Annotated in this window: 15 protein-coding genes and 2 pseudogenes; 10 read left to right on the top strand and 7 right to left on the bottom strand. The window is 55.1% G+C overall.

The features are described from left to right. On the bottom strand, window positions 1-198 hold a 198-nt coding region (locus ACR0JF_RS22910; RefSeq protein WP_480670052.1), incomplete at its 3' end, for a hypothetical protein. Between ACR0JF_RS22910 and ACR0JF_RS22905 the strand changes: the two are divergent. The 3 genes and pseudogenes from ACR0JF_RS22905 (at window position 121) to ACR0JF_RS22895 (ending at window position 4,658) form a co-directional block, all read left to right on the top strand. Further along, a pseudogene (locus tag ACR0JF_RS22905) lies at window positions 121-765 on the top strand (IS6 family transposase). The gene ACR0JF_RS22910 and the pseudogene ACR0JF_RS22905 overlap by 78 nt on opposite strands. A gap of 659 nt (window positions 766-1,424) precedes the next feature. Beyond that, complete coding sequence (locus ACR0JF_RS22900; protein WP_170663307.1) at window positions 1,425-3,644, top strand: hypothetical protein; 2,220 nt, start codon at window positions 1,425-1,427, stop codon at window positions 3,642-3,644. An 18-nt stretch (window positions 3,645-3,662) separates the two neighbouring features. Continuing rightward, complete coding sequence (locus ACR0JF_RS22895; protein ID WP_170663309.1) at window positions 3,663-4,658, top strand: hypothetical protein; 996 nt, start codon at window positions 3,663-3,665, stop codon at window positions 4,656-4,658. Between the two features lie 29 nt (window positions 4,659-4,687). Here the strand turns inward: ACR0JF_RS22895 and ACR0JF_RS22890 are convergent, their stop codons facing one another. The 5 genes from ACR0JF_RS22890 to ACR0JF_RS22870 all read right to left on the bottom strand — a co-directional run bounded on the left by ACR0JF_RS22890 (window position 4,688) and on the right by ACR0JF_RS22870 (window position 12,581). After that, a complete protein-coding gene (locus ACR0JF_RS22890) occupies window positions 4,688-6,148 on the bottom strand; it encodes a hypothetical protein (RefSeq protein ID WP_170663311.1) in 1,461 nt (486 codons plus the stop codon). A 5-nt stretch (window positions 6,149-6,153) separates the two neighbouring features. Next, window positions 6,154-7,182, bottom strand: coding sequence for a caspase family protein (locus ACR0JF_RS22885; protein WP_480670047.1), 1,029 nt, complete (start codon window positions 7,180-7,182; stop codon window positions 6,154-6,156). Window positions 7,183-7,209: 27 nt separating this feature from the next. Next, complete coding sequence (locus ACR0JF_RS22880) at window positions 7,210-9,459, bottom strand: zinc metalloprotease (RefSeq protein WP_170663315.1); 2,250 nt, start codon at window positions 9,457-9,459, stop codon at window positions 7,210-7,212. Window positions 9,460-9,469: 10 nt separating this feature from the next. Continuing rightward, a complete protein-coding gene (locus ACR0JF_RS22875) occupies window positions 9,470-11,275 on the bottom strand; it encodes a peroxidase family protein (RefSeq protein WP_170663317.1) in 1,806 nt (601 codons plus the stop codon). Between the two features lie 286 nt (window positions 11,276-11,561). Next, complete coding sequence (locus ACR0JF_RS22870; protein WP_170663319.1) at window positions 11,562-12,581, bottom strand: hypothetical protein; 1,020 nt, start codon at window positions 12,579-12,581, stop codon at window positions 11,562-11,564. A 235-nt stretch (window positions 12,582-12,816) separates the two neighbouring features. Between ACR0JF_RS22870 and ACR0JF_RS22865 the strand changes: the two genes are divergently transcribed. From ACR0JF_RS22865 to ACR0JF_RS22840, 6 genes are all read left to right on the top strand, one after another. Next, the gene (locus tag ACR0JF_RS22865) at window positions 12,817-13,533 is read left to right on the top strand and encodes a hypothetical protein (RefSeq protein ID WP_170663321.1); all 717 of its coding nucleotides are present in this window, start codon (window positions 12,817-12,819) and stop codon (window positions 13,531-13,533) included. Beyond that, entirely contained in the window at window positions 13,515-14,417 is a 903-nt protein-coding gene (locus ACR0JF_RS22860) for a hypothetical protein (RefSeq protein WP_170663323.1), read from the top strand. Before ACR0JF_RS22865 ends, ACR0JF_RS22860 begins: the two co-directional genes overlap by 19 nt. Next, window positions 14,417-15,838, top strand: coding sequence for a hypothetical protein (locus tag ACR0JF_RS22855; RefSeq protein ID WP_170663325.1), 1,422 nt, complete (start codon window positions 14,417-14,419; stop codon window positions 15,836-15,838). The genes ACR0JF_RS22860 and ACR0JF_RS22855 overlap by 1 nt, the downstream gene beginning before the upstream one ends. Before the next feature lie 162 nt (window positions 15,839-16,000). After that, window positions 16,001-17,731, top strand: coding sequence for a thiamine pyrophosphate-binding protein (locus tag ACR0JF_RS22850; RefSeq protein ID WP_170663327.1), 1,731 nt, complete (start codon window positions 16,001-16,003; stop codon window positions 17,729-17,731). Between the two features lie 13 nt (window positions 17,732-17,744). Further along, on the top strand, window positions 17,745-20,570 hold the full coding sequence (locus ACR0JF_RS22845) for a peroxidase family protein (RefSeq protein WP_170663329.1): 2,826 nt from the start codon (window positions 17,745-17,747) through the stop codon (window positions 20,568-20,570). Between the two features lies 1 nt (window position 20,571). Next, the gene (locus tag ACR0JF_RS22840) at window positions 20,572-21,948 is read left to right on the top strand and encodes a hypothetical protein (RefSeq protein WP_170663331.1); all 1,377 of its coding nucleotides are present in this window, start codon (window positions 20,572-20,574) and stop codon (window positions 21,946-21,948) included. 80 nt (window positions 21,949-22,028) lie between these two features. Here the strand turns inward: ACR0JF_RS22840 and ACR0JF_RS22835 are convergent, their stop codons facing one another. Further along, window positions 22,029-22,367 (bottom strand): hypothetical protein, encoded by a 339-nt coding sequence (locus ACR0JF_RS22835; RefSeq protein ID WP_480670050.1) that lies wholly within the window; start codon window positions 22,365-22,367, stop codon window positions 22,029-22,031. On the opposite strand from ACR0JF_RS22835, the pseudogene ACR0JF_RS22830 reads away from it, so the two are divergent. Continuing rightward, window positions 22,290-22,934, top strand: a pseudogene (locus ACR0JF_RS22830) (IS6 family transposase). The gene ACR0JF_RS22835 and the pseudogene ACR0JF_RS22830 sit on opposite strands and share 78 nt — an antisense overlap. Window positions 22,935-22,983: the final 49 nt, after the last annotated feature.

Here is a 22,983-nt window from a genome sequence, read left to right as displayed (position 1 = left end):
GGTCTTTTCAGAAGAACTTTGGTTGAGCGGGGCAGGGGTATTGCGCGGCTTTTGCATATTACCAGACCTGCTTCTTTCAAATACTTCAAAACCAATGCCGAGATCATCCGCCTTGCGGTGATGCTGTACATCCGTTTCCCGCTCTCGCTTCGGAATGTCGAAGACTTGTTGCACGAGCGAGGCATCGACTTGAGTCACGAAACTGTCCAGTATTGGTGGAACAGGTTTGGCCCCATGTTTGCTGCTGAGATCCGAAGAAAGCGTGTTCAGAAATTGATAGCATACTCCAAATGGAAGTGGCACGCGGACGAGGTTTTCGTGAAGGTGAATGGCAAGCGGCACTACCTTTGGCGGGCTGTGGATCATGAAGGCGAGGTGCTGGAAGCTGTTGTTACCAAACGCCGAAACAAGGCTGCAGCACTGAAATTCCTGAAGAAGTTAATGAAGTGACACGGTAAAGCGGAAACCGTCGTCACGGATCGCTTCGCGTTATACCGGGCCGTGCTCAGAGAACTTGGTGCTATGGAAAAACAGCAGACGGGCAGGTGGCTCAACAACCGAGTTGAGAATTCGCATCTGCCTTTCCGACGAAGAGAACGCGCAATGCAAGGTTTCAGGTGAACACGAAGTTTGCAGAAATTCGCCGCCGTCCACTCTTCGGTCTACAACCACTTCAATCAGGAAAGATCGTTCACCAGCCGGGACACCTTCAAGCTGACCCGCGCCGCCGCTCTCGCCGAGTGGCGTCAACTTTGTTCCGGATAGGTGCGCGGTTTTCGCAGCAAACTGAGACTGGTTCGAATTAGTCTGACAGCACCATTGAGATCATCCGCGAGGCTCGGCGGTTGGTCAGCGGCAGTTACGCGGGTGATTGAAGCGGCACCCGCAGGTTTGCCGGGGCAGCTATTGCTTCGGCAAACCACGTTTTTTGGTGGTCTCCGAACCGTCGCAGCGCGGTAAAAACCTTGACTAAATCGGCGGTTTGAGAGACCCTGAGATCGCTAAAGTAAACGCATTTGGTTTACAAAATAAGGATTGTGACATGTACCATGCAGTCAAGTCCCAGAGCATCCGGAAGCTCCTTGTTGTTGAGGGCCCGTCGCTGATAATTTCGATTGCCATCGCAAACACGTTTTACAAGTTTGGTTCTTTTCTTCTGGAACTTCTGGCCTTTCTTCCGACCTGGTTTGTGGTGAGCTTTGTGATCTCACAATTGCTGACACGGTTGCAGTCAGAGAACAGATCCTAAGCCTGCGCGGGCCCGCAAAGGACACATAGTATCAAAGACTTTGGGGTTGACCGGCCAGCAAGCCGGGAAGCCAGTAGAAATATTGAAACGACCGCTGTTTGTTTTCCGTCGACAGCAAGGCAAGCCCTAGTTTCGGGCGCTTGAACATTTGTACTGAACAAAAGAGGGGAGTGCGATGAATTGGATACCACAAGGACCACGACCCGCTACGGATGGCCAGTCTGAAGCTGTTGCCGACAACGAAATCGTCGGGGCCGTAAATGCCGTGGTTCCACATCCGGCTGACAGCGACATCCTTTATATTGGTGCCGTAAACGGAGGCGTATGGCGTACACGGAACGCGCTGGACGCACAGCCAGACTGGGTTAGTCTGATGCCAAGCGAAGACTCTCTTTCCATCGGATCCCTCTGTCTGGATCGCGACGATCCGACAGTGCAGACACTCGTCGCCGGCACCGGGCGCTTTAGTAGCATGCGCCGTGTCGGCGGGGCGTTGCTGGGCGTTATGCTGTCTGAAGATGACGGCGCCAACTGGAGCATTCTGGACAATGGCGGGCTGTTTCGCGCTTTGCACATCAGGGCAATTCACGCCGCCGGAGACGTGATTATTCTTGCGGGAAACGGTGGGCGGGCTTCTTTGGCGGATGGAGTTTACCGTTCGGATGACAAGGGTCAGAGCTTCACTCATCTGTCGCCCGTCTCTCTGCAAACAGGTCCGTCATTCGCGGTCGCGGCATCTCCGGTTGATGCGGATTTGGTCTATGTGCACGCTGGCAGGGCGATCTTTGTGACATCTGACGGTGGCGTGACGTGGGCAAAAATCAGTTCCAGCGTCATGGAGTCCTTCCTGTTCAGTCCAACCAGTGTGCGCATAGCACCTGGGCCAGGCGATACGGTCTTTGTTGCGATTGCAGTGAATGGCCGGCTTGCAGCATTGTTCCACTCGGCTGACCGGGGAGCTAACTGGTCCAATCTGGATCTACCTACGACAACCGAAGGCGGCGGCAATACCTTTGGCCTGCATCCGGGCGGACAGGCAGGTATCCATTTTTCGATGGCCGCTGACCTGCAGGATGCCAGCATCGTGTATATCGGAGGTGACCGGCAACCTTCGTTTGATGAGAACGCACCGCCGGGGCTTGCCTTGCCGCAGTTTCCCAACTCGATAGGCGCACAAACCTTTTCGGGCCGTCTGTTCCGTGTCAATGCGAGCCAACCGACCGGAGCACAAGCCAGCCCGATCACGCATCAGAACACCAATGCAAACAGCGCGCCGCATGCGGATTCCCGCACCATGGCCATAGCGAGCAACGGCGATCTGATCGAAGGCGATGACGGTGGTGTTTACCGCCGCACCGATCCGCATTCTAACCTTGGTGACTGGGTAACAATGATAGGGTCGCTGCAGAACACGGAATTTCATTCCGCCGCCTGGGATCCGGCGACACAGGTCGCATTAGGCGGTGCTCAGGACAACGGAACGTTGCGCCAACGCGGGGCAGGGACCGAAAGATGGCCGACTGTGATGGGTGGGGATGGCGGTGTCGTGGCAATTGCACCTGACACCACGAACGGCGGATCGGTCCGCTATTTCAGTTTTCAGTTTCTGGGAAATGCGCATCGGCAATTCTTTGATGCAAACGGGGTTTCGCTGGGGTTCCAGCGGCTTCAGCTGTTTGAGGTTGGAACGACGATGTCCCTTTCGCCTCAGTTCTATTCTCCGATCCAGACGAACCCGGGCGATCCTTTGCGTCTGGTCATTTGCGGAGCTAATGCCGTTTGGGAATCTTTTGACCGGGGTGATACTTTGCGTCTGGTCGGGCCGATCGGAGTTCAGGCAAACGCGGCGGCCTCTGTGGCTTATGGCGGTACAAACGACGCGGATGTGCTGTATGTAGGCGCAGGTTTGGATGTCTTCGTCCGGACCGGTCCTGCGCCAGCACAACTGCAGCAAACAACCAGGTTCAGTAACGGAGAGGACGTAACCGCTGTGGCATTGGACGCAAGCATGCCAACCACTGCGTTCGCGACTCTGTTCAACAGCGTTCATCAGACAGTCGACTCGGGCCAGACTTGGGTGGACAGAACCGATAACCTGCTGGTCGCCGGCGGTCGTACCATTCGATCGGTTGTCTGGTGTGGAAACTTTGGAAATGGCCATCTAGTCGTGGGGACTAATGCAGGCATCTACGCTGCCGAGGCTCCGGATTTTACCGGGTGGTTTCGTTTGGCGGCCGATTTGCCTGCGGTGCCGGTCATGCAACTGCAGTATGATGACGCCAATCAGGTGCTGCTGGCCGCGACACTGGGCAGAGGGGCGTGGACCCTCGATCTGTCGCAACCGCTGATAGCCCTGAATCCGCACCCCGCGCCCAACACTGTGCAACCCAGCTGAGAGGAGGCGAAGAGGATTATGACTACAAGCATCGAACTCAGCTCTGGCATTGTCATCGATACCGAGGGCGGACGGGCCTATGTCATGGCCCCCCAAGGCGGCGTGACAGCAATATCACTGCAGGACGGGGCCAAAATCTGGCATTCCGAAAACGCAGATAAGCCGTTGCTGTTGAAAGAGAACCTTCTTCTCAGCCAGGCATTGCCGAAAGATACGGGCAACGGTGTCGCGATCCGCATGTTGCGGGTCGATGACAAAGGGGCCGTGCAAAGCGAAAGCACGGTGCCACTGCCTGCCGGCGTACAATCAAGTCTAGCCGCGACGACCGACCGCGGTTTCAGCGTTTCGGCAGAGCCAATGGACGGCGAAGCCGTATTGCGCTGGGAATACCGTGAGCGGCCCCTGCGCGGGCTTGCGAGCGGCCCTGACGAAATGCTGCCCGACGAAATTCTGCCCGGAATGGGTCCTCCGACCGGAGCGCTGGGAGCATTTCCGGGCGCAACTCCTGCCGAGGCGCAAGATGAAGAGACTGTAATCCGGGGTCAGGTCCGGTTGTCGCCGCAGGACGGAACAGTGCGCCCGATGGTCGAACCGACCATCGAACGTGCGCTTCCCACCGTTCCTCAGTTTTCGATCCGCCGTCCTGGTGCGGCTGGACAGCCAGCGGAAGAAAGCGCAGCACTCGACCCTATGCAGTTCCAGTCTGCAGACGGAATGACCTGGTTGGAAAGTGCACCTGTGGAAGATGAAGGTATCTGGACCGTTTATCACTGGAACCTGCATAACATTGGCAGCACCGAAGTTCTCGGATCGGTCGACCTACCGGTTAGTTTTTCACCCTTTGTCGTATCCGATGGCAAGCTGTTTGTTGAACTGCAGCCATACGTACGTTTGCAGGATGGCGAACTTTCGGAAGAACCGATGCAATTGCGTGCATACGATCTTGAGACCGGAGAAAGGCTGTGGTCGGCTGAAATCAAGGATATCTACGCGGTTCCGGCTCCGCCGCCCTAAATCGGTTTTCTAGAACAGTTGAATGCTCGTTACCTGAGGATCAGATCGACGACCGAGCGCGGAGCTTCAAATAACGTAACGCATTCGCGTACAAACGCTTCGCGCACCGAGGCGTCGGCGCGCCCGCTCCTCAAACCGGCCGCTGCTTCGTCATAGAGCTCACGTTCTTCGGCGGCTTCAAGAATGGCGCGGGTCAATTCAATCTCGCGCTGCATGATGCGATCACCGCCATATTGTGGGATGCGCCATGCGAAGAAGGGTTGGGTCCGTGAACGCAGGGTTGTGCGGCGCCAAAGACTTGGTGGTATCAGGTTCGGATGTTCGACGGAACTCGCCAGAAGCTTCAACCAACTGCGTGACAGCATTGGCGGAAATTTTATCGTGTTCATTCCTTCGCCCAGACCGCGCAGTGCGACAATGTCTGGGTGCTGGTCGCCGAAAATACGTGCGGTGTTTTCGACAACTTCGCGATACAGACTGTCGTTATAGTCAACCGGACGCGGTATACTGGCGGCTGAACTCTTTCCTTTGAGAAGTAACAACAGATGGGCCCCATACAGGCCGAGCATCGGGTTTTCAAACTTTCCACCCACGTATCGCAGCAATTCGTTTGTCGCCGTCGACCTTTCATCCGCCAGCGCGAGCCGTGCCGCATCCGTCAGTCGGGCTATTTCGTCACCCATAAACATCCGGTCGCGAGAGATATGAATCGAAATATCCACAAGTCGTTTATTTACGTTTGTAACGGTGCCTTCGATATTTTCGATCGGCGGCTCATAGAGGGCGAATACATGGGTGCGCCAGCCGGGCAGGATTGTAATCATCTGCTCGATTTTGCTTTCGCCATCGGACAAAGACAGGGAATACATACCGGGTGCCGCGTTCAAAGATGCACCGGAATATCGGTCCGATGACAAATCACCCGAGAACCAAGTCGCTTCGGGTGCTATTCGGGGTCCTGCATGGGTGGGACCCGTTTGGTCGCCCTCTTCTGTGGACAGGTCCAGAGGCAGTAGGCCCCGGCCACCACCGGTACGTAGGCTTGCACCTTCAGCCGGATTGTCTAGATTCATTGGCCCAAAATCGCTCCAAGGTGTCCACCAACGGGCCATGAAGACAAAAGATCCGCTGTGGACGGGCGCGCGCCGCCGACCCAAAGACAGGGCAATGGCAGGGGCTGCGTCAACAATGCCCTGTTCCGGCGGCGCAGCCTGTTCGGCTGCATACATATGAGATTCGTGTGTCCGGTTCGTGCTGGCCAATGGGGCCGCAGATCCAAATTCGATCTTTGGTACGTCGAGAATGGTATCCTCACGCAGAACAATGACTCGTTGCCATTCACTCCTGCCGGAAACTGCGCGCACCTTGTAAATGCCGGCCAGCAGATCCTGATCCAGCCGTCGGGCCCCGCGTCCGCGCAAGGCGAAATCCGCAGCAATCACGAAGATTTCGGTGGTTTCATCTGCAGCGCGTACACTCAGTTTGGGCATTGCTCTTACTCTGCTCTCTGCAAATCAATCTCGGTTTCTGCGCCGGTAAATTCAAATGCGCGTTCCCACCCGGTGCCGTCGGAAAGAACGTACAAACCCGGTGAAAGATCCAGAGTGATGCTATCTTCAATGGCATCTATCTGCGCCTCTTCCTTAAGTTTGGCATTTTCCAGAATCAGTGTTTTGCCGACCAATGGGCCGGGAAGCAAGATTTGGACGGATTTCAGAAAAGGCGGGGCGTTTTTGACCAGTATGACCGAGTCAAACGGACCAAAATCAGGCTCTGTCGAAACCAGAGGGTGCTGACGCTGATCGTCTGTCATCAGTTTCTGCATCGTTGCGATCAGATAGTCGCGCAGGCTTTCACTGGTTATAACCCGGTTGCCCTGGCCGTCGTCCACCGCTGCAGCACCGTCCAGCGCCATCTTCAAAGCATAGGAAAAAGCACCGTGGTCCTTGCCGTTTTCCATTGTGCGTTCAACAGCGCGTCCCGCAAAACGCGCTGCATAAATCCCCAATGCCTGGATATTGTGGCTGGCTCGGTCTACCTCACGCCGCCAATGTATCGGCGCCGGCGAGGCTAGCCGCCCTTGATCCATACATGCGTCATAAAACAGGATGCATTCCTTGAACCGGGCGGCATCCATGAACCAGTGAAAATAGTCGGTGACAAACAAGTTGGTGAGGTTGTCCGGCGTCGCGTCGGCAAGGTAGAGCCCGCCTTCGGTCCGTCGTCTGCCATATCCATGACCGCTGACATAAATATACAGCCTTTCTTTCGCGGGCGGTTTCTTGGCGACCTCAATAAGGTCGTCAAGCTTGTTGGTAAGGTCCGCCAGCGCGGGGCCAATTGGACCAGGGGTCGGGAAATCGTCTGATGTTACGTCAAAGATGTGAGCATCCGGTATCCCCTGAGATTTCAGCCACTGGATAAATGTTGTGGCATCATTGACGGGGCCTTTGAGATCCCGCGAACCCGAAGAGGCATTGCCTCCAAAACTGGGATAACGCTTTATCGCAATTACCAGAGCCATGGCATTTTGCGGCATCTTCCGTTGGCCTCAGATTGACGGATATGCACGTCGGATCAGTTCGCGATCTGACGGGCTGAAGTCCGAATTGAACCCGGTTTCAAAGTCCCCAATCGTCCATTTATTTGGTATTGGGTACATCATGATTGAATGCGGGTCGATTTCTGTCAGGGTCAGGATAGTTGGATCGTAGTGATCCAGAACGTTGCTCCGGATCGTGGCCTCGTCCCAGAAATTCGGTGCGCCGGACAGTTCCTGCAAAACAACCGCTTCGTTCCATTCAATACCGCCATCGGGGTTTTGATGCTCGTGGATCAGCCCAAGGGCATGACCGAATTCATGCAACACCACCTCGCGAATTTCTTCCTCGCTGGACTGATCTGTCAGCCAGCCGAAATTCATCGTGGGTTTTGTCTGATCAGGCTCTGAAAAGCACTCGGTCCCCACCAGCGACCACGAGCCTGCGCCCTGAATGAACGAAATTCTGATATCCGCGTCACCGTCAGTGACGAATTCGAACGTCAGTGACGCCATATCACCAGCAACCCAAAGCTGGGCGTAATGTTCAACCCGGGCTTTCAGGTGATCCGTCCCTTCAAGGAACCGCACTTTGATCTTTGAGTTAAAGGGCCATTTCGCGCTGTTCAGCAAGGCCGCTCTTGATCCTTCTAACGTTTCAACTTCGCTTGGATCCACGTTTTTCATAAAGGCCGCGCAGAACCGGTCTGGGTTGGCTTTTACAGTCTGGATACCGTGCTGAGCGACGTTGAGGCTGGCTTGCGCCGTACTTCCGCCATTCAGTTTCTCGCCCCACAGCGTGCAAGTTTCTTCCCAACTGGGTGCCAAGAAGCGACGCACGATGATTGCCGCGACCGGGGCTGCGACAAAGGCTGTCAGGCCCAAGGGGCCGCTAGCAAGCAGGCCCGCAATCGCCGCGGCCAGCGCGCCTTGTCCGATGTTGAAGGCATCCCGCAGGGCTTTGCGGTCTTCCTTGTCGGCATCGTCGGTTCCACACAGCAGACTGTGTAACTCTCGGTGTGCCCGCCCGAGGATTCTGGCACCCAGTTGGCGAAGCGTTGGGTACCCGCCGGCTAGGCTGGATTCAGGTACATTTGCGACGTCGTGCTGCATAGCCATTGCCGCACCCGCAGGTACGGCCCGTTCCAGCGACGCACGGCGTCCGATCTCGGACAACAAGATAGTGTCATCGAAATGGTAGGCGAGCGAAAGAACTGTATCGCCGAGAGCGTTTTCCTCGGGTGCGGGACGTCGCAGTGTGCCCATCGCGCCAAGTGCCTGTGCGGGTTGCGCGTCAGAGGTTACCCGTTTGATGACTGTCTGGAATTTCTGAGCCACTTTGCCGAATGATTTGGAATCGGGATGAAGCTCATCTTCCCAACCAGTATCGGGTACGGTGCCGCGGCAATCCACAATGTGGAGCTTCCCGGCCAGACCCGGTTCTTTGGCGAGGCTGAACAAAGCTGCGGCCCAACGGTCGATCAGGATGTGCACAATTTCACGCTGCAGGCCTTTGTCAGTGATGCCGCGTGAGTCAAGCGGGCGGCCAAGCCAGCGACCGTTGTCGGGGATGGCGTGATCATAGGTATGTGTCACGATCGGTGTACCGGGCGTGGCCGCGGCAACGTGGTTTGTGATGTTGCGTATATGCTGTTTCACATCGGCCAAAATGCGGTCGAACACGTCCGTTATGTGGCCCTCAGCATCCAGACCGGGAGTAAAGGGGCGAACGATGGCGGCAAGGTTGCCGCCACCGACCAGATCATTGCCACCACCGCTAAGAAGCACGACATGCGGGCGCTCCGCCAACACCGCCGTGACCAGCTCGTTTTGTGCAGAAATATCGTCCAGCTTATCTCCTGCTGCGCCGAGGCTCAGAATGGCGTGTTTTCGAGATAGATGGTCGATGACGTCTTGCAACAGGAAAGGGTATTGAAACCAGCTGTCGCCCTCGGACACGATTTTCAGCCCGTTCCAACCAGCTGCAATTTTTGCCTGGTAGGCTTGGCGTCTGCGTGCTCGGGAAACGTCATTCAACCCTCCTAGAGCCAATGCACCCTGCAAAGCGCTGTTCAGGCCGCTACCGCTGGGCGGGGGCTGAATCAACGCAGGGTTTACCCGCACGACCGGGGCGAATGGCCGACTGGCTGATGGATCGAGCACCATATAGGCCGCCAGATCTTCCTCTGAAACGGAAGGATCAAACAGCTTTCGGCGCAGTTCGTCTGTTTGAATAGGGTCGGGCAGGGCGTTGTCGACCATAGGGCTCTCCTTACATCCAGAGTGCGGCGCGGATCATCGCGGGGATATCATCCACGACGATGCCGTCCGGTTTGGCGCCGTCCTGTGGATGCCAACGCCCGTTGTCGGACCCGGATTGATGCCAGTAAGATGAAGGATCACATAGGGTCAGACCAACCAGCGTTTCGGCGACAATGCGGCTGCCCAGTTGTCCCAGATGGGCTCCGTCAGCCTGAACCTCGGACTCGCGAAGGACATAGAACCAAAGCGGAGTTTCGTTTTCGAAACCTCCGTCCGAAACGGCCTGCCCGGTATCGCCCGAAGTCAGCTCTGCGGTGGTCAGCGCGGTGATGCCGCCATAGCTGTCGGTATTGAATTCCGCGATACAGGCCTGAGCTGAAGGTAGGTTCAACCGATGGCCGCGACGAAGATTTCGGCGGGCAAGGTGCTTGAAGACACCGGATGGTTCGTTGCGCATATCGGCAAGTGGCGGTGCCAACTGGGTGTCGATCTTGCGCGCAAAGTGGTCGGGCTCGCTCGGGTTGTCGAGTGTAAACCGATCCCACTCGATGATCCAGTTCGTTGGTAGCGTGGGGTTATTGCCAAGCCCTCCACCTCCGGTAAAGGCGAATAGCAGATCGAAGCCCGCTTGCGGCAATATCGGCGACGGTCCGCGGCCAAAGAAACGGTTGTGGTCATACGCGCCCCTCACCATCGAGTGGCCAAAGCGGAAGGCAGCAACAGAAAACTCGAATGGCAATGGAAGGTTTTCCGCAGGCAGAGAGCCTCCACTGGCTGTTTTCACTCGCTCGAAGAAAGCCGCATAACTTGCTGCACCGTTTGCGATGACTTCAGCCACCATGGCGGGGTCGCATACCTTGTTCAGGTAGATGTTCATCACAAGCCACTGATAATGCCAGCGCGTCAGCTTCTTGGCTTCTTCGAATACGGCCTCTTCTCCGGTGGGGGCACCCGCCTGCCCCCTAAGCCAGACGACAACGCGGTTATGGAACCGCAGGAACGCGGCGTGGAGTTGCGCAACCAGAAGGTTCTCATCGTTGCGTGCGTCTCCGATAACTGCTGCGCGCCGGTTGATCACGCCATTCGAAGCAAACGCGATTTCGATTGGAGTTCCCAGAATATCGCTTTCCTGCAAAGTTCCTTGATCCAACAACGTGCCGAGCCTGAGCAAGTCGCAGGCGTCATCCGCAGGCAGCGGGGGACGACCACCAACGTCAGTGGGCACGTCGAGACGCATCATGGCTGGAAATCCGGGCGAGCGCATGGCGTCTTTCAGTTTGACTGCGGCAGGTCCATTGTCTGGTCCGTCACCATAAAGGCTGTCGAGTCCTAGCGATCCTTTTCGAAGGTTCAGCAGGGACGCCGTCACGATACTTCTGGGCAATGGATCCAGGGTTCCTCCGGCAGGTGGTTCGATGACAGACTGATCCCCCGAGGGATCCATGTTGGCCGTTATGTCATGATCGATAAACTGGCCGAGGTAGGTGAATACAGGGGGAATATGGCTGTCTGCATGAGGGGGATCATTGTCAGCTTCGACCATCGCATCCGCCAACGCGTCCAGCTTTCCCATCGTCGTACCATCAGTAGAAATTTCGGGCGCGTCGGGGAAGAAGTAACCAAAAGGTCCGCCTGGCGTTGTACCATCCTGCGGCATTGCCATAGCCCCGGCAGGAACCGCGATCGGGGTGTTTGCCGTAGCCTGGGCATAGGATACAGCATCGGTGCGCACCGACGGAGCCAGACCTGCCATCGCCCCGGGAGCGGCTTGTGTGGATAGGATGATCTTTTGACCGTGACCGAGCGTGAAAAGCATTTCAGATTACCTCGCTAAGCGGCGAAGCCATCCGATTGCTTAGGAGATTTCATCTCAAAATAGAAATTGGTGTTTGTGACGAAACTAGTTAAACCGAACGACTTCCTTATATGAAAACAGACCGAACTAGGTTCTCTCGATCCAAGTAAATACTAGCAGATAATCGGTACAACTAAAAGTTGACCGTGGAAAATAGGCAGTTTCCTGCCTCAAAACAGTTAGCTGCAGTCTGGTAGATTGTTCACAAGTTTTGGTGCCAAGTCAAATGGTTGCGCGCACGGCGCAATCAAACTGCCAACGGTGTTATGCCCCCGGCAAATGAAGCCAGAATCGGAGCGACAAGTGCAAATCCGGCACGCAGGATCTCGCCCATACCTTCCTTGAGCCCATGAGTGGCTTTCCAACCGGCGATATCAAAGGTTTCTTCGGTTCGCGAGCGCCCGCGGGCCCGCAGGGCAAGTCTTTTGACGCGGCTGTCCAAAACCAAAGCAACCGGAAGATAGAAGCTGAGCATCAACAGGCAAAAGTAGGTTCCGGTGAACAATGCAGACGCTTTGACCAGCGACCCGTAGGCGGCTTTTGCGCTGTCCTCTATCAGTGGCATGGGCCAGTACATCCAGCTTGAAGCAAAAAACATGCCGAAAGTCAGAATGAGGCTGGACAGGTACAATTGCTGCCGCATCTGGTGCAGGCTGGCGGCCAGTTCTTCGGCTCTTTCTTCGATATCAGGGCTGTCTCTGGAGGCCAAACATAGGATCATACCGGCAATAAGTGCCCCAACGGACAGACCAGCAAGTGCATTGACGATGTCCAAAACCCGGTTGAACATTGAAAATACAGGGCTTTCACCGCAAGTGCCCAACAGCCAGGTGTCATTCGCGTTCATGCAACCGGGTAGCGAACCTTTGGCCAAGGTCGTTTCAAAAACCGTTTTGCCAACCTGATAGTAAATCCGGGGCGCGGTGGATGTTGTAAACTGCTGGATTGTTGGCGTCAGCGCCAACAAAAAGACAGCCAAAGTCGTCACGATGGCGGCCACCCTGGTTTGCTGTTCCATCGGTCGCGCCAAACTGCGGGCCAGCACGGCAATGGCGAGAACGGCAAGCGCCGCAAAGAACCAAGATGCTGCAAGAAATCTGAGCCGGCCTACCGCTTCAAGCCATGTGTTCTGATCGCTCAGGATCTTAAGCGGGATATCCAGTTCCGATGCGATCATGTGATCTTGGATCAGCTTGTGAACACCGAATATCAGCACTGGAAGCAAAACAATCGAAAAATATCGCAGCTTCACTCGGCGGTTAGACATGTTCAACCTCATGAATTGCCGAAAACCCCTCTGAAATCCTTAACACAATTTCTGAAGTCAATCACCGCTTGACGGTCGACCATGTCGGAAATCGCCGTTTTGAAGGACCGGACGACCCGTTTACGTACAGCTCCCAGATGCTTGGCATGAGTTGAGATCAGGAGGAATTCTTCTGAATTTTGATTTGTTGTGATAAGATTGGCCAAGTGCCAGGATCGCAAGTTCTGACAAAGCCATGGGTGTTGACGGAGCAAATAACCAGGAAAACGCTTCTGATAAATCAGAGGCTCTACTCCTTTACACCCACAGCGGTGGGAACGCAGAGCGACCAGCGTCGCCCGAACCCAGAAGCAGACGGACCGGGGCCTGGTTCGCAGAACTTTTTTCTTCGCTCATCAAAACCTCGGTCGCATTTTTTCTTGCATACCTGCTGGTTCAGAGCGTCGAACTTGATCTTAAGCGCGCGCAATTTACCGCGGACGCGGCGGATAAGCTCAAGACCTACATTCTTGACCTCAACAGTGATGAGTTCGCGAATAGCGCTGAAAAATCCAAGGCAACCGCGCTTGCGCTAGGGGGCTTCGGCAGCGTTGCAGCATTTCCGCTGGTCCAATTCATCGACCATGGAAATGAGTTTCAGGTCAGCTGGGGAAAGCTGGGATTGGAACAGGCGGGACTGATAACGAACGACGAAACCTGCGAGGTCATCATCCGCGTGATTGATGATCCGACCCAAACTTTCAAGTGGGGGACGCGTAAGGCTGTCTCCGAAATCGCTGGCAGCGTAGGTTGCCTCGACGCTGTGGAACCGCTGGAACGCCTCGGCGCGGATTTGACATATGCAGGGGTGCCTGCTGATGCGCAGCCGGAATTTCAAAAGGCAATTCAGGCGGCATTGGCGCAAATCGAAAGAGCAAACCAAAGGGCGCAGAAATGGTGGATGTTCTGGTGAATTGCAAACCTTCTAAAAAGAGCTTCTCGCAGATGTGCAGGGGAGTTGTGGTGGGGTTGATCGTAATCTTTCTTTTGGGTGAGGACGTGCACGCGGGGCTTCAGGGTTGCCCAGATGACACGGCAAGAAACGACAAATTGCTTATAGGTTCGATGGATATGGTCAGCCCGATCAGCGAACGCAGACGGCGCGCCTTGCTTGCTGCATTCGAAATGCACTTTGACAAGGCCGACGCCTCGCTTGGGTCTCTTGCAAAGGTGATCTACTGCCCGCAGCGTCGGTTGCGGGATCGAAATACCTATGATGCCGACGTCACAGGAGTTCTGAACGACGAACGGGTATTGCTAGAAGTCGGTGCCAGAGTCAGCGGGGGTGACATTATCGTGGCCTATGTGGTCATTCCCCTGCGCCACTACGGTTTCCATAACGTCGAGCCGCCCCGTATGCAGGGTTACCACGAGGCGCTCTACGAGCAGGCCCAGATCGATGCAGGGCTGGATAAACTGTTTCGGGGCAATGCCGAGTTGCGTCTGTTCTCTGCTTTGGCGCTGGGATTGCGGCACGAAAGGGCGGCTGACTCTGCGGTTCAAACCCAAGAGCAAAAGACAATGTTGTTACGTTCTCGTGCGTTTTATTGTGACGCGATCGGAACGCTTGACGCAGCAAAACCTAGGCCTGACTACCTTGGATTGGAGCCGGACGAATGGCAGGCGCTGGGCAATTTCGCTCGCGAAGGGGCGGATCGTGTTTATCGACAGACGCTGGACAGTTTTGTTGACCAGAGTACGCTTGCAATTCTTCGAGAAATTCGCGGAAGTGACGCTGACGACAAGGGGCTCTGTGTTGATCCGCTTCCATCTCAAACCGATGGAGGAGGTCAATAATGGAACACGCAATCAGGTCATTCATGACGCGTGCAGGGTTGGCCGTTTCCGTTACTCTGTTTTCTCTGGGGGGCGTTGTGTCGGATTCGCGACCCGTCCAGGCCGGTGGATTTACCGCGTGCGAATATCCGTTTCTTTTTGAGGGCTCTGCAGCAAACATCGTTCCTTTGGAGTATCTGGCGACCTCGGCCGATGTGTCGTCAGGTGACGGGGACCGACTGGCGAAACTGCAGAAGACGGCACGACGGTTCAGCTGGCTTTTCAAACTGGATAGCTGGCATCAGCCGACCTATCGCAGTCTTGGAGTGGTCGCACATATGTTCCTAGATGGTGTTTGCGATCCTGACGTTGTTTTGGGCCTGTTATTGTCAGGCGGGGCGTCGCAGCCATTGCGTGAGGGGCAAATTCTGGTTTTCTTGCAGGGTCGCATTTTTTTGGAAGAGGACCAGATTTTCGTTCAGTCCAGACTCCGGGGGTTTCGCCGTCTCACGGATCAATACGAAGCCGTGCAACCTCTTTCTAATAACTTCGCCGAAGAATTTCTGCATGCTTACCTTGGCCAGTCCGGCGAGCCGATGTCGATTTCGATACCTGCGCTCGACGTGACTTTTGCACCGCGCGTGGTTTCCGAAGAGTTGTTCCGACGCATCGACACTACGTTTATCGAGGCCAGCAAAGTCTACAGTAGTCCCGATCTTGAGGCCTCCAGCGACGAGCTGCTCTTTGAGCCGAACGAGCGAAGAGCATTCAGTGTTGAAATTGGGGCCGAACCTGGTTGGATCAAGGTGGACGACATGTTCGGTGGCCATCCCAACCAGGGATACATTCGCATCAACCCCGAAGCCTCGCATCTGTTCCATAGTAGCTTGCCCGAACTTGATTTTCTGAATGGTGCGCTCGGGTTTCTAAGGCTGCGGCAAAACCGGTTGTCCGATGAGTTTCCGCCTGTGTCCGACGGGACAGTGCAAATGGCACAGGCCGCGCTAAAGCGTTATCTGGACAATGAGTTGACCTTCAATGAACCTGAACTCAGGGCATTGGCCCATGCGTTGATAGGGTTCATTCAGGCTTCGGAAGAAAAAGACTGGATGGCTGCGCGCGTATCCTTTCTTGAGGCGGCGACGTTGTCCCCGACCGATACCCACTACCGCAACGCACTGGGCGTGACGGATGCCATGCTCTGCTGTTCACACGATGTCTCACCTCCTTACCGAGATCCCGCAAGATGGTTCGCAGATGCCCTGTCCGTAAACCCGGAAAACGGAGAGTCGCTGAGCAATTTGCTTCGCTTCCTGGAGTACCTGAACGAAACAAATCAAAAGCCGGATGGGATTGATACGACCAATTTGCCAACAGCCCTGGACGTGGTTCGAAAGGTCGCTGACCAGAATCCGGACCTGATGTCAAAAGGACAGCGCTAGGACGCGAAGGGGACCTAAATTCGCCCCGGCTTTTCGATTGCGCTGCCAGAATTAGTATCTTGCCTGCCACCTATGCACGAGTTTACGGGCGCTCTGTTTCTTAAAAAGACAATTTCTGCTATGATCGCAGCATATTGTTGAAAGTTTATTGGGTGGTATTGAATGCGTGTTTACGAAGCGGTTGTCGCCGCGCTTGAAACCATTGGGGTAGACGCCGCTTATGGCGGTGCCGGCGAAAATGCAGCCGGTTTGATGCTTGCGCTCGACGCATCGGAAAAGATCAGACCCATCATAGCCAAAAATGAACAGGGAGCGTCGTTCATGGCCTGCGGTCACGCGATGTTTACCGGAAATCTAGGCGTGTGTTTTGCCACTGCCGGTCCGGGTGCGTTCAACCTTATTTCAGGAATGTGCGTGGCTTTGACCGACAGCTATCCTTTGTTGGCGATCAGCGGGTATTCGACGGTGGCATGGCAGGGAAGGGGGGGATTGAACGAAACCTCTGGCCTTGCCCGCACTCCGGATTCGCGGATGATGTTTCGTGCTGCCACAAAAAAAGACCCGCAGTCCGGCGAACCGGCAGATTTTCTTGTAACCGACCCCGATGACTTGATCGATACGTTGCAAAAAGCCATCGAAATCGCATTTGAAGGTCGCCCTGGCCCAGTACATGTTGCCGTCGCAGAGGACATAACCGACCCCAAGATCGAAGTGTCCAACTTTAGGCCTCTGCGCATGCCGCAGACAGGTGTGACGCCTGATCCGGCTTCACTGGATCGTGCTGCGAGCGTGTTGGAACAGGCGATCAAAGCTGAGAAAAAAGTCGTGATGCTTGCCGGATTTGGGGCGATCCTGGCCGGAGCCAATGATGTCACCAAGGCGTTCATCGAGCGGTTTCAGATACCGTTGCTGACGACAATGGATGGAAAAGGGATCGTAGCCGAGGAAAACCCATTGGCTATAGGGCTCTATTGTGATTCAGGGCACAAGGCAGCGTGGGATATTTTCGACGACGCGGATGTGGTGCTTGCGGTCGGCAACTCATTTGCGCAACATGCGACATTCGATTTTTTCGACAGATTGTTCGAAAACAAGACCCTGCTTCACGTCAACATTGACGCAGGTGAGTTTGACAAGTTCTACAAAGCTGATCACGTCGTTTTGGGGGATGCGAAACAGACCTTGCAAGGTCTGTATGATCGTTTAGACGCCTCGGTAGGTCCCGTGCCGGAACGGGATTATCGGCCCAAGGATTACGATGAACGCTTCATCATTTCCCCGCAAAAGCAACTGCATCCGGGGGAAATGGTTCAAAAGATTTCGCAAATGCTGCCGCCGGGCGGTGTTGTGTTGGCAGACGCGGGCGCACATGCGGCCTGGGCCGGCTACTATCTTGAGCTGAAGGAAGGCCAGAATTTCAGAAAACCCGGAACCTATGGTCCGATGGGGATCGGGGTGTGCGGAGCGATCGGTGTAAAGTATGCCGAAATGAATCGCTCGGTCGTAGCTGCTGTTGGTGATGGTTCTTACCTGATGACCGGGTTCGAATTGATGACGGCCGTGCAATACAACATTCCAGTGGTTTGGGTCATTTTCAACGACAGCGAATTCAAGCTGATCAAGCTGTATCAGTTGTCTGCTTTCTTCAAAACAGGGCTCGTCGAATTCGATAATCCGGACTACGCCGCCTACGCCCGAGCCTGTGGCGCAGATGGATACGTGGTCAACAAGCTCGACGAGTTCGAGAAGGCGTTTGCGGCGGCTCTGGCAAGCGGCAAACCGACCCTCATTGACGCGCGGATTACACGTCTGGCGTTGCCGAACTATTCACCCCATCCCGAAGGTGTGCTGGCCGCGATCTGGCAAGGCATTCGTTCAAGGTTCGGATTGTAGACAGGAGGCCACCATGGACGGTAGCTCGGATTCCCTGCGAAAATGGCGCGAAGTGTATGTCGGAGGCTCGCCCGAGGCAGAGTTGAAAGAAACAAAACAGCTTGCCGAACTGATGATGGCAGCACAGCAGAAGTCTGCAAAGGCTGGCAAAGCGCCCAAGGTCGAGCGCGCCTTTCATAAAAAGGCAATCGCCGCATTTGAAGGCGCTGAATTGAGGTTTGTCGACGACCTGCCAGAGGACCTTGAGGTGGGGTTCGCGATACCCGGCAAACGGTATCCAGCGATGGTGCGGATTTCCAACGCATCGTCGCAAACCCAATCCGATGAAGAAAAAGACCTGCGTGGATTGGCAGTACGCGTTCGCGATGCTGACGGCGTTGATCATGACTTACTGGCCACGAATTTTCCTGTTCCCCACGCGCGCAATGCCCGCCAGTTCGTGGTCTTCGCACATGCGGTTTCCGGTGGGAGGTTGTCAAAGCTAGTGGGGTTGGTGCGCCTTTGCTTTGTTCTGGGCTTCTCTGAAACACGCCGGATGCTTGACAACGTGCGGACAGCATTCAGGGAATGTGACAGCGTAGCGATGGAAAGCTACTGGAGCCGTGGGGCCATTGCCTGGGGAAACGAAGCGGCGCGGTACGTTTTCAAACCGGCACCGGATGCGCCGGCGGTGAAGGGTACCCACTCTGGCGCGTCGCGTCTGTCTTCAGAATACGCCACACGTCAGGCAAATGGTGATGTGGTTTTTGAACTGTTCGTTCAGCGGTTTGTTTCAGAGGATCAAACACCTATCGAAGACGCGGCGCATGAATGGGACGAACGGGTCAGCCCGCCTCTAAAGGTGGCGGAATTGGTAATGCCTCAGCGCGATCTGTCGTCACCGCAGGCCCTAGCCGAGGCGCTGAAAATCGAGCAACTGGGGTTCAATCCGTGGAATACAGCGGAAGAGTTCCGTCCTTTGGGAAACTTGAACCGCGCGCGCAAAGCGGCTTATGACGCATCCGCCTCGCACCGGCAGGGCAAACGGTTCAAGGCCGCACCGCCTCCGATTCAGAATAGAATCTTCGGAACGGCCGCGCGATCCGTACTGCGCGCCGTTAACCGCAGGATTCCGTGGCACAAAATTCCGTTTCTTTTGGTTCAGCTGCTCAACCTCGACGCGCTCAGGTATGATCTGAGGCAAAAGAATCTCATTGACACCGATCCGGAAGAAACCGTGCCAAGCGCGCGCGCGGTGCCGCCTGAACCTGCCCCCGAACATCGCGTTTACCGTACTCATGACGGCACATATAATGATCTGTCGGATCCGACGATGGGTGCGGCGGGCGCAACCTTTGGCAGAAACATGCCACCGCAGGCCCAGCCAGACGGCAGCCCCAACCCAATTGAGGTAGCCCGGAAGCTGATGGACAGACAGGCCTTTATCCCCGCCAAAATCCTGAACATCCTGGCGGCCTCGTGGATTCAGTTTCAAGTCCATGACTGGGTATCGCACGAGCGGCGCAAACTGGGCGAGGATGATGACGTCGTTCCTGTCCCAGATGGCTACCCTGATTGGAAGAACCGCCCGGACGGAGAGCCGGAACGTAATATGCGCATCGCCGGAAACATCCCGAAAGAGGGGGCAGATGATCCGATCCTGTTTGCAAACGAGAACTCTCATTGGTGGGATGGCTCGCAAGTTTATGGCGTCAATTCCGAGGCCGCGAAAAAACTTCGTAACGGACCCAAGCTAAAGCTGACCAAAGACGGCTACCTGCCTTTGAATGTGAAGGGATTTGAGCTGACCGGCTTTAACGAAAGTTGGTGGCTGGGGCTGTCGACCCTGCACACGTTGTTTGCCCGAGAGCACAATGTTCTTTGTGACGAGTTGCAGCGCGAACACCCCAACATGGACGAAGAACGGGTGTATCAGACCGCCCGCCTCATCGTGTCGGCGCTGATCGCGAAGATCCACACGGTCGAATGGACGCCAGCCATACTTGGCACCGAAGCGCTGGATATTGGAATGAACACCAACTGGCACGGCCCGCCTAAGTCGTGGTTGACGCGCTTGGGCATCTGGTTGACTGACGTTCACGCGCTTAAAGGTATCCCGGAAACTGAGCCTGATCACCACACCGGGCGCTACGCCCTGACGGAAGAATTTGCGACGGTTTACCGAATGCATCCATTAATTCCGGACGACTACATTTTCTATGATTTTCAATCCGGCAAGGAAAAAGCGCGCCGTGGCTTTCTGGAGATTCAGGGCGAAGAGACTGACGAGCAATTGCGAGAGCTTGGCCTGCGCGATTGTCTTTATTCTCAGGGTATTGCCCATCCCGGTGCGATCACATTGCACAACTTTCCGAAATCCCTTCAAAACCTCGAACGTTTTGATGAGCTGATCGATTTATCGGTGGTAGACATCGTCCGCACGCGCGCCCGGCACGTACCGCGATACAACGCGTTCCGCGAAGGGCTGCACATGCCTCGTGTTACCGACTGGGATGACCTGACGGCTAACCCCGACACTAATCAAATACTAAAGGATCTCTATGGCGATATCGACAAGGTCGATACGGTGATTGGCCTGTTGGGAGAAACCCCGCCTGAAGGATTCGGATTCTCGGACACGGCGTTTCGTGTCTTTATCCTAATGGCATCGCGCAGGTTGCAGTCGGACCGCTTTTTGACCACTGACTTTCGACCGGAAATCTATACGCCGCTTGGGATGGAGTGGGTGGCGCAAAACGGTATGAAATCCGTTTTGTTGCGGCATTTCCCCGAGTTTGCAACGGTTCTGCCAAAGAATGCGACGGCCTTTGCGCCCTGGAATGTGGTTAAGGGGGAATGAAATGCCGACGGACAAAGTTCAAAATGGGCTGAAGGCCTTTCTGAATGCCCCGCTGGCGCAGACGTTGTGGAACCGCAGAACCAAGCGTGTCAGCCGCGGTTCGAATGTAGTCGCCGGTTCGCTCAGTTGGGAATCTCAGAATGAGCGCTCGTCACTTTCACCGCTGCAAGAGGCGATCCTGATTGCCGCAAGCGGCGTTACGGGCCTGACCATGCCTGACAGGCCGTTTTTCGACGACGAAAGCGGCGATCCGATCATGTCGAAGCCGAACCTTGTGATGGAGGGGCGCACTGCCGGTAGCCCGGACAATGCACAAGGTACGCATTTCTTTATGATTAATGACAGTGGTACCTACTTTCTGCGCAGGCTTGAACCTCTTGAAGGTGGGACCGAAAGCTGGACGCCCGAGGTATTGATCGAGCGTGCAGAACAGTCAAAAGTGCAAATTCTGGACCGGCGTGTCGACGTGCCCGAAGGGATGCGTGATTTTCCGGCTTACCTCGATTCGAATCGCTTTTTGTCAAACACTCCGGGTTCGACCATTTTCTTCCCGGTGGTGGATCTATCTCACCAATACATTAACGCGTTGATGTACATTCTAACGCAGCCTGACAAGGCGCGGCCGGTCATCGTGGATGACCGAAATTTTTATCGGCCCGCTGGTGTCAAAAAGTGGATCGACAGGGGTTTTCTGAACCCGGATATCAAGATTCCGCTCGGGATCTTGGGCCAAATGCGCACACAGATCGAGGCTGATCTACTGGTGCAAAACTTGTTTCTTGTGACCGAGGCTCTGGGTCTGGGCGGCTGGATTCACGCCGCGATATCTCCACCGGTTCTGATGGGCGATCCGAAGTTCAGCGACAGATTCGGTAAGATGTTGGGGTTTGACTATGTCACACCCAAATGGCGGCTGATGGATCTGCTCCGCTGGCATACTTTGCCGGTTGCTGCGATGAAGCATGTCCGTGCCCATGCGGTGGGATTGCGCCATCATGGAGAGCACCTGATCAAGGGTAAATGTCCGCCTTATTATTCGTCAATGTCCGATGCCGTTGATGCAGTTGTTGCAGGCAAGTTCGGTCCCGACGGAATTTACAAGAACGACGCGCTGTTCAGCCAAATCTACAAGGGCGATTTTGGCGCCAAGTATCTGGAAGAAGCGGGCGAATACGAGCAGGACATAATCGAATGCGCCCGCGATATCTGTACGTACATTTATGAAACACACGGGCGATTCCCTGCCCATTGCGAAGCAGTCCACGCACCGGGTGTTTGGCTTCAGACGCATCGGGTCGAGAACGAATACTACGACGCATATTTCCAAAACGGCCTAACATCCGCCCAACGCCGGCACGACCTGAATTGGCCGAGGTGAATTGGCAAACCAGTTTTGCATTTGGCTTGACGATGGTGTTTATCACGGAACTGTAGCAAACTCACACTGGCGCATCGAAACTAGCTGTCACGGTGCCCAAGATTGTTGGGGATGTGTCGCAAACTATCAGGCCTAGTTGACGAACATACAGATTCCGGTTTTTGTTCTCCGCGATTTAGTTCTCCCATAGGTTTCAGCATGATCTCTATGAAAGACTGCCATGGTCTTTTCAGAAGAACTTGGTTGAGCGGGGCAGGGGTATTGCGCGGCTTTTGCATATTACCAGACCTGCTTCTTTCAAATACTTCAAAACCAATGCCGAGATCATCCGCCTTGCGGTGATGCTGTACATCCGTTTCCCGCTCTCGCTTCGGAATGTCGAAGACTTGTTGCACGAGCGAGGCATCGACTTGAGTCACGAAACTGTCCAGTATTGGTGGAACAGGTTTGGCCCCATGTTTGCTGCTGAGATCCGAAGAAAGCGTGTTCAGAAATTGATAGCATACTCCAAATGGAAGTGGCACGCGGACGAGGTTTTCGTGAAGGTGAATGGCAAGCGGCACTACCTTTGGCGGGCTGTGGATCATGAAGGCGAGGTGCTGGAAGCTGTTGTTACCAAACGCCGAAACAAGGCTGCAGCACTGAAATTCCTGAAGAAGTTAATGAAGTGACACGGTAAAGCGGAAACCGTCGTCACGGATCGCTTCGCGTTATACCGGGCCGTGCTCAGAGAACTTGGTGCTATGGAAAAACAGCAGACGGGCAGGTGGCTCAACAACCGAGTTGAGAATTCGCATCTGCCTTTCCGACGAAGAGAACGCGCAATGCAAGGTTTCAGGTGAACACGAAGTTTGCAGAAATTCGCCGCCGTCCACTCTTCGGTCTACAACCACTTCAATCAGGAAAGATCGTTCACCAGCCGGGACACCTTCAAGCTGACCCGCGCCGCCGCTCTCGCCGAGTGGCGTCAACTTTGTTCCGGATAGGTGCGCGGTTTTCGCAGCAAACTGAGACTGGTTCGAATTCGTCTGACAG

The sequence above is a fragment of the Ruegeria sp. BG11 genome (assembly GCF_056538565.1).
Note: the sequence above shows the minus strand (reverse complement) of the source record. Positions and strands in the feature narration are given on the sequence as shown.